9 protein-coding genes and 1 pseudogene are annotated in these 12,248 nt (G+C 68.8%); 2 read left to right on the forward strand and 8 right to left on the reverse strand.

Annotated elements, in window-relative coordinates:
- Positions 1–299: 299 nt before the first annotated feature.
- Positions 300–1,247, forward strand: a complete 948-nt coding sequence (locus ACWEPL_RS02845) for a DNA polymerase ligase N-terminal domain-containing protein (RefSeq protein ID WP_452434875.1) — start codon at positions 300–302, stop codon at positions 1,245–1,247.
- 26 nt (positions 1,248–1,273) lie between these two features.
- Here the strand turns inward: ACWEPL_RS02845 and ACWEPL_RS02850 are convergent, their stop codons facing one another.
- The 8 genes and pseudogenes from ACWEPL_RS02850 to ACWEPL_RS02885 form a co-directional block, all read right to left on the reverse strand.
- Positions 1,274–2,194 carry an aldo/keto reductase gene (locus ACWEPL_RS02850; RefSeq protein ID WP_363976476.1) on the reverse strand — a complete coding sequence of 307 codons (921 nt, stop codon included), beginning with the start codon at positions 2,192–2,194 and terminating at the stop codon, positions 1,274–1,276.
- Positions 2,195–2,412: 218 nt separating this feature from the next.
- Entirely contained in the window at positions 2,413–3,393 is a 981-nt protein-coding gene (locus tag ACWEPL_RS02855; RefSeq protein WP_363976479.1) for an ABC transporter permease, read from the reverse strand.
- A 5-nt stretch (positions 3,394–3,398) separates the two neighbouring features.
- Positions 3,399–4,880, reverse strand: coding sequence for a sugar ABC transporter ATP-binding protein (locus ACWEPL_RS02860; RefSeq protein WP_363976482.1), 1,482 nt, complete (start codon positions 4,878–4,880; stop codon positions 3,399–3,401).
- Entirely contained in the window at positions 4,880–5,905 is a 1,026-nt protein-coding gene (locus tag ACWEPL_RS02865; RefSeq protein ID WP_452434877.1) for a sugar ABC transporter substrate-binding protein, read from the reverse strand. Before ACWEPL_RS02865 ends, ACWEPL_RS02860 begins: the two co-directional genes overlap by 1 nt.
- Before the next feature lie 15 nt (positions 5,906–5,920).
- Entirely contained in the window at positions 5,921–6,655 is a 735-nt protein-coding gene (locus ACWEPL_RS02870; RefSeq protein WP_350729393.1) for an SDR family NAD(P)-dependent oxidoreductase, read from the reverse strand.
- Entirely contained in the window at positions 6,652–7,950 is a 1,299-nt protein-coding gene (locus ACWEPL_RS02875) for an L-fuconate dehydratase (protein WP_350729391.1), read from the reverse strand. The genes ACWEPL_RS02870 and ACWEPL_RS02875 overlap by 4 nt, the downstream gene beginning before the upstream one ends.
- Positions 7,947–8,744, reverse strand: a complete 798-nt coding sequence (locus tag ACWEPL_RS02880; RefSeq protein WP_452434879.1) for a fumarylacetoacetate hydrolase family protein — start codon at positions 8,742–8,744, stop codon at positions 7,947–7,949. Before ACWEPL_RS02880 ends, ACWEPL_RS02875 begins: the two co-directional genes overlap by 4 nt.
- An 866-nt stretch (positions 8,745–9,610) precedes the next feature.
- Positions 9,611–10,554: pseudogene (locus ACWEPL_RS02885) on the reverse strand (IS5 family transposase).
- A gap of 480 nt (positions 10,555–11,034) precedes the next feature.
- Between ACWEPL_RS02885 and ACWEPL_RS02890 the strand changes: the two are divergent.
- The gene (locus tag ACWEPL_RS02890; RefSeq protein ID WP_452434881.1) at positions 11,035–12,240 is read left to right on the forward strand and encodes a cytochrome P450; all 1,206 of its coding nucleotides are present in this window, start codon (positions 11,035–11,037) and stop codon (positions 12,238–12,240) included.
- The last annotated feature ends 8 nt before the right edge of the window (positions 12,241–12,248 follow it).

Below are 12,248 nucleotides of genomic sequence, written 5' to 3' on the forward strand. Positions count from 1 at the left end.
CACCCTCACCCGCACGCAGCACCACGGAGCCCAGCGCAACGGCCCGCGCCACAACGGAGCCCGGCACGGCACAACCGCCCGGCAACCCCAGCCCCACACGTCCACCCGGCTACCCCAGCCCGACGCAACCCCGCACGGCACGCCACAGCCCAGCCCGGCGGCCCGGTTACAGCACGCCATCCCGCGCGGTGCTGAGCGTGTCCGGTCGCGCTCGGTCGGCATGACCTTGAGCGGCGCGGGGTCCGTCCGCCGTACCCCGCTGGTGGTCCGGGAGAGTACGGGCGGGTAGTACCCCTGTCGTGGCCGACAAACTGGAGCGATACAGGAGCAAGCGCGACGCCAGCCGCACCCCCGAGCCCATCCCCCCGTCGCCGTCCTCCTCCGGGGACGGCAACGCGTTCGTCATCCAGGAGCACCACGCCCGGTCCCTCCACTGGGACCTGCGGCTCGAGCGCGACGGCGTCCTCGTGTCCTGGGCCGTCCCCAAGGGCCTGCCCGCCGACCCCGGCACCAACCACCTCGCCGTGCACACCGAGGACCACCCGATGGAGTACCTCACGTTCCACGGGGAGATCCCCAAGGGCGAGTACGGCGGCGGCACGATGACCGTCTGGGACACCGGGACGTACGAGACGGAGAAATGGTCGGATCGCGAGGTCAAGTTCGTCCTGCACGGAGAGCGGGCTTCGGGGAGGTTCGTCCTGTTCTGGACCCGGGGCCAGAGCTGGATGATCCACCGCATGGACGCCCGGGCCCGCGACCCGTTCCCGCCACCCGAGCCCATGCTCCCGACCGAACGCGCCAAGCCCCCGAAGGACGTCTCGGCCTACGCCTTCGAGTTCGCGTGGGGCGGCCGCCGCCTGCTCGTCCCCATCGAGGGCGGGCGCACGACGGCCGCGCGGGAGCACCCGTGGTTGCGGGGGCTCGCGGAGTCGTTCGGCAGCCGCACGGCGATGCTGGACGGGGAGGTGGCCACGCTCGGGGGCGCCGAGATCCTGGTCTTCTACGACCTGCTGTACGACGACGGCCGCTCCCTGGTCGACCAGCCTTACGCGGAGCGGCGGGCGGCATTGGACGCGCTGGAGCTGGCGGGAGCGCACTGGCAGACCGCTCCGTCGTGGCCGGGCGAGGCGGGCCCGGTCCGTCAGGCCGCCCGCGAACAGGGCCTGCCCGGGATCGTGGCCAAACGCCTCGACTCGGCGTACGAGCCAGGGCCCTCGAAGTCCTGGCTGTACATCCCCACCTGAGCCCCGCCGGGCTCAGCGCCTCGCCGTCACTCCTTGGGCAGTAACTCCTCCGACACCAGCTCGTCCCACACCGCCTCCGGGACCGGGCGGGACAGCAGGGCGGCGTTCGCGGTGATCTCCTCGGGCGAGCGGGCGCCCAGGACGACCGAGGCGACGGCCGGGTGGCGGAGGGGGAAGGCCATGGCCGCCTGGGGCAGCGTGACGCCGTGGCGTTCGCAGATCTCCGCGATCCTCGTCGCCCGCTCCATCACCGACGCCGGTGCGGGCCCGTAGTTGTACGTGCCGGTCGGCCGCGAGGTGGCCAGGATGCCGCTGTTGAAGACGCCCGCCGCCAGCACCCTGACCCCGCGACGCGCGCACTCCTCCAGGAGCGGCAGGCCCGACTGGTCGAGCAGGGTGTAGCGGCCCGCGAGCATCACGACGTCGATGGTGGTCTCCTGGACGAAGCGCAGGAGCGCCTGCCACTGGTTCATCCCGACGCCGATGGCCTTCACCACGCCCTGCGCCCGCAGCTCGGCCAGCGCCGGGTACGCCTCCGCCAGCGCCTGGTCCATGTGGTCGTCCGGGTCGTGGATGAGCGCGATGTCGACGGCCGGGAGCCCCAGGCGTCCCAGGGACTCCTCCAGGGATCTGCGTACGCCGTCGCCGGAGAAGTCCCACACCCGCTGGAGGTCGGCGGACACGTCGAAGCCCTGCTCGTCGCGGCCACCCGATGACGAGCCGGGCACCAGCAGGCGGCCGACCTTGGTGGACAGGACGTAACCCGAGCGGTCCTTGAGCGCGGCGCCGAGGCGGCGCTCCGACAGGCCGAGCCCGTAGTGGGGCGCGGTGTCGAACAGGCGCACCCCGGCGTCCCACGCCGCGTCGACCGTGGCCCGCGCCTGCTCCTCCGACACCTCCTGGTACAGGTTTCCGATCGGCGCACCACCGAAGCCGTGCCGCGACACCTCGACCCCGCCACCGTCACGCCCAACCCAAGACCCGCCGCCCTCACGACCGGTCGGAGACCCGTCGCCCTCACGACCGGTCGGAGACCCGCCGCCCTCACGACCGGTCGGAGACCCGCCGCCCTCACGACCGGTCGGAGACCCGCCGCCCTCACGACCGGTCGGAGACCCGTCCGGCGCGTCGCCGTCCGAGCCGGCCGGAGGTTCGTCGATCCCGTTCAATCCTGTGCCTTTCCGCCCGCGATCCGGCTGATCATCAACGCGATGAGGATGATCCCGCCATAGATCACCGGCTGCCAGAAGCCGGAGACGCCGATGAGCGTCAGGATGTTCTGCACTAGGCCGATCACCAGCACGCCGGTGAGCGCGCCCAGGATCGTGCCCTTGCCGCCGTCCATGCTCACGCCGCCGATGACCGCCGCCGCGAACACCATGAAGATCCACCCGACGCCCTGGTTGTTGCCGATCGCCCCGAGGCGGCCGGTCTCCAGGATCCCGGCGAGCGCCGCGAGCGTCCCGCCCAGGATGAACACCCCGTACAGCACCCGATCCACCCGGATGCCGGCGGCGCGGGCGGCGTCGGTGTTGCCGCCGATCGCGTAGAGCGCGCGGCCGAGCCGCAGGTAGCCCAGGCCGAAGATGCCCGCCGCGAACAGCGCACCGGCGATCCAGATGGCCGCCGGCAGGCCGAGCCATATGGCGCTGCCCAGGTAGAGGATCGAGTCGGGGAGCTCGAACAGCGTCTTGCCCTCGGTCGGCCCCTGGAGGAGGCCGTGCACGATGATCAGCATGGCCAGCGTCACGATGAACGCCGACAGCTGGAACCTGATGATCAGGAAACCGTTGAACGCCCCGATGGCCGCGCCGACCAGCAGGGCCAGCGGGATCACCAGCGCGCCGGGCAGCCCGATGCCGAACCCGCCCGCGGCCGCCGGGATCACCAGCATCACCGCGATGGCCGGCGCGGTGCCGACCGTCGACTCCAGCGACAGGTCGAACTTGCCGGCGATGAGGATCATCGCCTCCGCCAGCACGACGAGCGAGATCGCCGCCTGCTGCTGGAGCACGTTCGTGAGGTTGCCCGCGGTCAGGAAGGTCGGGTCGAGGAACGCGCCCACGACGAGCAGGATCACGATCACCGGCACCAGCGTCAGGTCACGGAACCTGGCCAGGCGCACCCGTGGAAGCGGCGCAGTCATAGTGGTCAATCTTCTATGCCCTCCATCACGGCCACGAGTTCGTGGTCCGTCCAGCCACGCGGCACGTCCTTGACGACCCTGCCGTGGAACATGACCAGCACCCTGTCGCAGATCCGCAGGTCGTCGAGCTCGTCGGAGACCACGACGGCCCCCGCGCCCCGCCCGACCGCGTCCTCGACCGCGCCGAGCAATGCCTGCTTGGCCTTGACGTCGACACCGGCCGTCGGGTTGATCACGACCAGCACCGTCGGGTCGTCCACGAGAGCCCGCGCGAACACGACCTTCTGCGCGTTCCCCCCGGACAGGTCGCCGACCGGCTGATCCGGGCCTTCCGTCTTGATGTCGAGGTTATTGATCATCTCGTCGGCCTTGGCCCGTCGGCGGGCCGGCGACACGATCCCGTACCGGCCCAGCTTGCGGGCGATCGGGAACGTGGCGTTCTCCCCCACCGAGAGCAGCGGGACGAAGCCCTCATGGTGGCGGTCCTCCGGCACGAACCCGAGACCCGCCTTCATGGCAGCGGGCACGTCGCCCGGTTTGACCCGGTTGCCGTTGACCGTGACCGTGCCGGAGTCGGCTTTGCGGAGTCCGACGAGGGTCTCCGCCAGGCCGACCTTGCCGCTGCTCGCGGAGCCGGCCAGGCCGACGACCTCGCCCGCTTTAACGGAAATATCGATATCTGCGTAGCGGTCGCCGAGCGAGAGGCCCTCGCCCGACAGCACGACCCGATCGCCGGGCGTGCGGGAGCGGGACTCGTACGCCGTCGTGGCCTCCCCCGTCATCGCGGCGACCAGCTCGTCGTGGGGAAGCTCGGCGACCGGCCTGGTCACGATGTGCCGCGCGTCGCGGAAGACCGTGACGCTCTGGCAGATCTCGTAGACCTCGTCGAGGTGGTGGGAGATGTACATCATCGTGACGCCCTGCTCGCGCAGCGAGCGCATGCGCGCGAACAGCCGCTCGATGGCCGGGCCGTCGAGCCGGGCGGTCGGCTCGTCGAGGATGATGAACCTCGTCCCGAACGACAGCGCCCTGGCGATCTCGACGAGCTGGCGCTGCTCGACGGTCAGGTCGCCGGCCAGCGCCTGCGCGTCGACGTCCACCTCGTACGTGTCCAGCAGCTCGCGCGCCCTGGCCCGCAGCGCGCGCCAGTTGATCCTGGCGCCCCTGGCCGACTGGCGGTTGAGGAAGAGGTTCTCGGCGACCGTCAGCGCGGGGATGATCGTGGACTTCTGATAGACGCAGGCGACGCGCTGCCGCCAGGCGTCGCGGTCGGCGAGGGCGGGCGCCGCCTCTCCCGAGAACAGCACCTCGCCCTCATCGGCCGGCTGGAGCCCGGTGAGGATCGACACGAGGGTGGACTTCCCCGCGCCGTTCCTGCCGACGAGCGCATGGGTCTCGCCCTCGGCGATCGCGATCCCGGCGCCGTTCAGCGCGACGGTGGGGCCGAAGCGCTTGACGACGTTTCGGGCTTCAACGTGATTTTTCATCACTTGATCTGATTACCCCAAAGGCTCTTGTCGTCCACGTTGTCCTTACTCACGAGCGGCGCGGGGAGCTGGTCCTCCAGGCCGTTCGGGAGCTGGATGATGTTGCTGTCATGGTCCGTCGGGCCGGGCTTGAACGTCTTGCCCTCCAGCGCGGCCTTGGCGTAGAAGACCGCGTACTTGGCATACAGGTCCGCCGGCTGCGACACCGTGGCGTCGATGTCGCCCTTGCGGATCGCCTCGAGCTCCTCCGGGATGCCGTCGTTCGACACCACAAAGACGTGCTTGGGGTCACTCGGCGGGACGAGCAGGCTCTTCTGCTTCAGCACCTGCAGCGTCGGCGCCAGGTGCACGCCGCCGGCGTGCATGTAGATGCCCTTGATGTCGGGATTCTGCTCCAGGCGGGTCTGCAGCATGGACGCGGCCTTGGTGCCCTCCCACTCCGTGGGCTCGCTGAACACGGTGATGCCGGGGAACTTGGACTTCATGCACTCGAGGAACGCCTCCGACCTGTCACGGCCGTTGATGGAGCTGAGCGCGCCCTGGAGCTGCACGACCTTGCCCTTGCCCCCCAGCTTCTCCCCGAGGAACTCGCAGGCCTTGGTCCCGTACGCGCGGTTGTCGGCGCGTACGACCATGTAGACCTTTCCCTTGTCCGGACGGGTGTCGACGGTCACGACGGGGATCTTCTTGTTCTCCAGCTGCTGCAGCGTGTTGGCGATGGCACCGGTGTCCTGCGGAGCCATGATGATCGCCTTGGCACCCTGACCCACCAGCGCCTGCACGTTGTTGACCAGCTTGGAGACGTCGTTCTGCGAGTTCGTGGGTGGCATGAGGTCCACCTTGTACTCGCCGGCCATCTGCGGGACGTACTTGATGTAGGAGTTCCAGAAGTTGGAGTCGGCCCGCGGGTGGTCGATGCCGACCTTCCCGCCGCCGCCCCCTCCTCCGGTTGTTGTCGTGCCCGAGCCACACGCGGTGACGACCGCCAAGAGGGCCGCCGCCGCGACCGCCGATCCGAACTTCATGGGGGGTTACCTTCCTTAGTTGGACGCCCTCAGCCGGAGCCCTTGCATGCCCCCGTCGACCGCGAGCGCGGTCCCGGTGGTGGCGCCGGCTTCAGGACTGGCGAGATAGGCGATCGCCGCGGCGACCTCCTCCGCGCTGACCAGACGGCCCATCGGCTGCCTGGCGTTCAGTGCGGCCCGCTCCCCCTCGGGGTCGTCGGCCTTGTCGAGCAGCCTCGCGACCCACGGGGTGTCCGCGGTGCCGGGGTTGACGCAGTTGACGCGAATGCCCTCACGGATGTGGTCCGCGGCCATCGCGAGGGTCAGCGAGAGCACCGCGCCCTTGGTCGCGCTGTAGAGCGCGCGCTGCGGCAGGCCCGCGGTGGCCGCGATCGAGCACGTGTTGACGATGGAGGCGTGCTCTGACTGCCTGAGGTACGGCAGCGCCGCCCGCGCGACCCGGACCATGCCGAGCACGTTGACGTCGAACACCCTCTGCCACTCGCTGTCCGGGTTGTCCTCGATGGTACCCAGAGCGCCGATGCCCGCGTTGTTGACGAGCACGTCGATGCCGCCCAGCCGCTCGGCGGCCTCCGCCACCGCCGCCCGTACCTGTGCGTCATCTGTGACATCGACCTTGATCCCGATGAACGGCTCGCCCGGCGGATTGATGTCGAGGCAGGCGACGGTCATGTCGCGCTCGGCGAGCAGGGTGGCCACGGCCAGCCCGATGCCGGACCCGCCGCCGGTCACGATCGCTTTCAGGCTCACGCGTCCCTCCATACTTCGCCGCCGGGGAATGTGTGGGCGGCGATCGACACTGCGTGCATCTCCGCGCTGAAGCCGGGCGCGGACGGTGCGGCGTAACGACCGTTGCGGATGACCACGGGGTCCACGAAGTGCTCGTGGAGGTGATCGACGTACTCGATCACGCGGTTGTCCATGGAGCCGGTGATCGCGACGTAGTCGAACATCGACAGGTGCTGCACCAGCTCGCACAGCCCGACGCCGCCCGCGTGGGGACACACCGGCACGCCGAACTTGGCCGCGAGCAGCAGGATCGCCAGGTTCTCGTTGACGCCGCCGACTCTGGCCGAGTCGATCTGCAGGTAGGAGATGGCGTTGGCCTGCAGGAGCTGCTTGAACATGATGCGGTTCTGGACGTGCTCGCCGGTGGCCACGGGGATGGGGTCGATGCCCCTGGCGATGGCGGCGTGGCCGAGCACGTCGTCGGGGCTGGTCGGCTCCTCGACCCAATGGGGGTGGAACTCGCCCAGCGCGTTGATCCACTCGATGCCCGATCCGACGTCCCAGCGCTGGTTGGCGTCGATGGCGATCGGGAAGTCGGGGCCGCAGACCTCGCGGGCGACCCTGAACCTGCGCCGGTCGTCCTCGAGATCGGCGCCGACCTTGAGCTTGATCTGCTTGAAGCCCTGCTCCAGGGCCTCCTTGCAGAGCCTGCGCAGCTTGTCGTCGTCGTACCCGAGCCACCCGGGGGAGGTCGTGTAGGCGGGGTAGCCGACCTCGATGAGCCGGCCGATCCGCTCCTCCTTGCCCGCCTCCTGGCTCTTCAGGATCTGGAGGGCCTCTTGCGGCGTCAGCGCGTCGCTCAGGTAGCGGAAGTCGATGAGGTCGACGATCTCCTCGGGGGACATCTCGGACAGCAGCCGCCACAATGGCTTGCCCGCCCGCTTGGCCTTGAGGTCCCACAGGGCGTTGACCACGGCGGAGATCGCCATGTGCATGACGCCCTTCTCCGGCCCCAGCCAGCGCAGCTGCGAGTCGTTGACCATGTCCTTGTAGAGCACGCCGAGGTCCTCGACGTCCTTGCCGATCACGTACGGCTCGAGCGCGCTGATGGCCGTGGTCTGGATGTCGTTGCCACGCCCGATCGTGAAGGCGAACCCGTGCCCCTCGAACCCGTCATCGGTCGTGAGCACGACATAGGCCGCGGAGTAGTCGGGATCCGGATTCATCGCATCCGAGCCGTCGAGCTCGCGCGAGGTCGGGAACCGCACGTCGTGCGTCTCCATCCCGACGATCCGGTACGCGCCAGGAGTCGTCATGCCTGCCCCACCATCTGGCGCTGCCGCCCGAGCCCTTCGATCTCCAGCTCCATCACGTCACCTTCACGCAGGTACGGCTGCCCCGGCATGCCCATCGCCACGCCGGCCGGCGTACCCGTATTGATCACGTCACCCGGCTCCAGGACCATGAACTGGCTCAGGTAGCGCACGATCTCGGCCACGTCGAAGATCATGTTCTTGGTGTCGCCGTCCTGGCGCAGCTCACCGTTCACCCAGAGGCGCAGCGGCAGGCTCTGCGGGTCGCCCACCTCGTCCGCCGTAACCAGCCACGGGCCGAGCGGGTTGAACGTCTCGCACGACTTGCCCTTGTCCCACTGCCCACCGCGTTCGAGCTGGAACTCGCGTTCGGAGACGTCGTTGGAGATCGCGTACCCGGCGATCACGCCGAGCGCCTCCTCCCGGCTGCCCAGGTAGCGGGCCTCCTGGCCGATCACGACTGCCAACTCCACCTCCCAGTCGGTCTTCACGCTGCCCCTGGGCACGAGCACCTCGTCGTACGGGCCGACCATGGTGTTCGCGGCCTTCATGAACACGACCGGCTCGGCCGGCACATCCTGCCCGGACTCGGCGGCGTGGTCGCTGTAGTTCAGGCCGATGCAAACGATCTTGCCCGGACGAGCGATCGGGGCGCCGATCCGCAGCCCTTCGGCGTCGACGACGGGCAGGGCACCACGCTCGAGCGCGTCCCGGACGCGCGCCACTCCCCCGGAAGCGAGGAAAGCCCCGTCAATCTCGGGCTCTCCGATGTCGCGCAGGCGACCGGCGTCATCCATGACCACCGGACGTTCCTGACCGACAGGTCCTACTCGCAGCAGCTTCACACCGCATCCTTCTCATATACATCGGATGTCTCGATTCATGATGCTCGTGCGATCGGGCAGAGTGTGTCAAGGGTGACAAGACGGATACATCCGATCCGTGACCTCGAAAGACACCCCCTGGGGGTGGTCGATGCCTGTGAAGCGACTTTACCGCTCCGATGGCTGCGTTCACATACACGAATTAACGCCTCCAAATACATCGGAGGTAAACCCCACCCCAAGGCAACACCTCCCACCTGCCACGCCAACCACCACCGGCAAACATCCCCCCAGGACAATCCACCCCACGCCGACCGGGATGGCGGCGCGAGACTCCAGCCCTCGCGATAGGCGCCAGCGCGGGACTCCAGCCCTCGCGACAGGCGCCAGCGCGGGACCCAGGTCTCCGCAGCGGGTGCCGGCGTGGGCCACGTGACAGGTGCCGGCGTGGACCCCGTGACAGGTGCCAGCGTGGACCCCTGTGGCAGGTGCTGATGTGGGGCCCCAAGTTCCCGCGATAGGTGCCGACGTGGGACTCAAGCCCCCGCGATAGGCGCCAGCGCTTGGCCCAGGTCCCCGCAGCAGGTGCTGGCGTGGGCCCTGTGACAGGTGCCCGGCGCGGGCCCCGTGGCAGGTGCCAGCGTGGGACTCAAGCCCTCGCGATAGGGGGCACAGGCCGGCTTATCGAGCACGCGGGCCCCGCCGTGTCGCACACGCCAGGCCAGCCGTATCGGACATGCGAGCCGACTCAACCTGAGCGCACGCGACGGCTGCATCGCGCATGAAACCCAGCCGAGGCTCGCGCGCAGACGACCAACGACTAAGAGCTGTTTCTTAGATCAGGTGCGGAGCCAGATGATCAGGGCGGCCAGGGTGACGGTGCCGAGGAAGATGTAGGCGCGTTTGTCATAACGCGTTGCGACGGCTCGGAAGTTCTTCAGTCGGTTGATCGCCCGTTCCACGACGTTGCGCGCCTTGTAGCGTTCGGCGTCGAAGCCGGTGGGCCGTCCTCCCGCTGAGCCGCGCCGACGCCGGTTGGCGCGTTGGTCACGGGGTTCGGGGATGGTGTGGCGGATCTTGCGGCGGCGTAGGTAGGCGCGGTTGGCGCGGGAGGAGTAGGCCTTGTCCGCGGTCAGGCTGTCAGGGCGGGTGCGGGGACGGCCCGGCCCGAGCCGGGCGATGCGGATGGTGCCCAGCACTCGCCGGAACTGCGGGCTGTCGCCGTACTGGCCCGGTGTCAGCACCAGCGACAGCATCCGGCAGCGGCCGTCCGCAGACAGGTGGATCTTGGTGGTGAAGCCGCCACGGGAGCGGCCTAGGCACTCCCCAGTCTGACCACCTCCGCCAGCCGGGCCGCCAGCGTGGCCAGTACCGGATCGCCCCGGTTTGTCCCGGCGGCGTCCCCCTTTTGCCCCCTTGGTGTGGGAGGCGGAGGGGGTGGTGTGCGAGGCGCGCCGGCCGCGTGCTGGTGCGCCCGGACAGTGGTGGAGTCCACGGCGATGTCCCAGTCCACCCGCCCCTCAGCGTCCTGCTCGGCCTGGATCGCGGTCAGCAGCATCTGCCAGGTGCCATCGGCCGACCAGCGGCGGTGCCGCTTGTAGACCGTGATCCATGGGCCGAACCGTTCGGGCAGGTCACGCCAGGGCAGCCCGGTCCGTGCCCGGTACAACACGCCGTCGATCGTCGTGCGGTGGTCATTCCACCGTCCACCCCGCTGGCCGCCCTCAGGCAGCAGCGGCCGGAGCCGCTCCCACTCGGCGTTCGTTAAGTCACCACGTCCCATGAACTGATCGTGACAACACCACCACGATTAGTCAGTAGATCTAAGAAACAGCTCTTAGCACGTAGACACCGAGGGCACGCACACAGACAGCCGGTAGCACACGCACAGACGACCAGCGGCACCCACACACACGGTCGACGACTCGCGCAGACGGCCGACGACACGCACACAGACAGCCATGGCGCACGCGGACGACCGGCGGCACGCACGCGGACAGCCGACGGCACGCACGCGGACAGCCGGCGGCACGCACGCGGACAGCCGGCGGCACGCAGGCAATCGGCCAATGACACGCGTGTTTCCCGCCGCCAAGCGAGCCTGCTGTCGTCGATGACCGCGGGGACCTGGCGCGAGCCGCATCGCCCGACTAATGCCCGACCTCGGCGGACCCCTTGTGGAGCCATTTCGCCACTACATTGCCCCTTGACGGTCGTACAGGGACGTAATAGAACACGTTTCAAGTAGTAGTAAACCAAGCGCTTGATCAAGAGGGTGAATCTGGTGCACATCGACCTCGTCGACAGGGACATCTACGCGACCACCGGACCACCACACGAGCAGCTCGCCTGGCTCCGCGCGAACTCCCCCGTCCACTGGCACGAGGGCGAGCCCGGATTCTGGGCCGTCACCCGATACGAGGACGTCGTCCATGTATCGCGGCACTCCGACCGGTTCTCCTCGCACAAGAAGCTCGCCCTGTTCGAAGAGCTGACCCAGGAACAGATCGATCTCCAGCGCCACATGATGCTCAACCAGGACCCGCCCGAGCACACGAGACGGCGTTCCCTGGTCAACCGCGGCTTCACTCCGCGTACGATCGGCGCGCTCGAAGAGCACATCCGCGACATCTGCGACGACCTCCTGGACAAGTGCACCGGCGAGATCGACTTCGTCACCGAGGTCGCCGCGCCGCTCCCCCTGTACGTGATCTGCGAATTGCTCGGCGCGCCCGTGACCGACCGCGACAAGCTCTTCACCTGGTCCAACCGCATGATCGGCAGCCAGGACCCGGACTACTCGGAAACTCCCGAGGTGGGCTCGGCCGCCGCCATGGAGGTCTACGCCTACGCCAACGAACTCGCGACACGCCGCAGGGACACCCCGAAAAACGACATCGTCACCAAGCTCCTTCAGCCCAACGAGCACGGCGAGACGCTTGACCAGAACGAGTTCAACCTGTTCATCCTCCTCCTGGCGGTCGCCGGCAACGAGACGACCCGCAACGCGGCCTCCGGCGGCATGCTCACCCTCTTCGAGCACCCGGACCAGTGGGCCCGCCTGGTCGCCGACCCCACCCTCGCCAAGACCGCAGCCGACGAAATCGTCCGCTGGGTCTCCCCGGTCAACCTCTTCCGCCGGACTTCCACCACCGACCAGGTGCTGGGCGGGCAGGAGATCAAGGCCGACGACAAGGTCGTGGTCTTCTACGCCGCCGCCAACCGCGACCCCGCGGTCTTCTCCGACCCTGAAGTCTTCGACATCACCCGCGACCCGAACCCGCACATCGGCTTCGGCGGCGGCGGAGCTCACTTCTGCCTGGGCAACCACCTGGCCAAACTCGAACTCCGGGTCCTCTTCGAGCAACTGGCCCGCCGACGCCCCAAACTCCGCCAAACGGGCTCTGCTCGCCGGCTTCGCTCGAACTTCATCAACGGCATCAAGGAGCTTCCTGTCGCCGTCGGCTGACCCCTGGC

It is taken from the genome of Nonomuraea sp. NPDC004186, from assembly GCF_053603495.1.

Bases quoted from the DNA above. Each gene is read 5' to 3' on its own strand.
- ACWEPL_RS02855 (WP_363976479.1), bottom strand. From the start codon at position 3,393: ATGACTGCGCCGCTTCCACGGGTGCGCCTGGCCAGGTTCCGTGACCTG.
- ACWEPL_RS02860 (WP_363976482.1), bottom strand. From the start codon at position 4,880: ATGAAAAATCACGTTGAAGCCCGAAACGTCGTCAAGCGCTTCGGCCCC.
- ACWEPL_RS02865 (WP_452434877.1), bottom strand. From the start codon at position 5,905: ATGAAGTTCGGATCGGCGGTCGCGGCGGCGGCCCTCTTGGCGGTCGTC.
- ACWEPL_RS02875 (WP_350729391.1), bottom strand. From the start codon at position 7,950: ATGACGACTCCTGGCGCGTACCGGATCGTCGGGATGGAGACGCACGAC.
- ACWEPL_RS02880 (WP_452434879.1), bottom strand. From the start codon at position 8,744: ATGGATGACGCCGGTCGCCTGCGCGACATCGGAGAGCCCGAGATTGAC.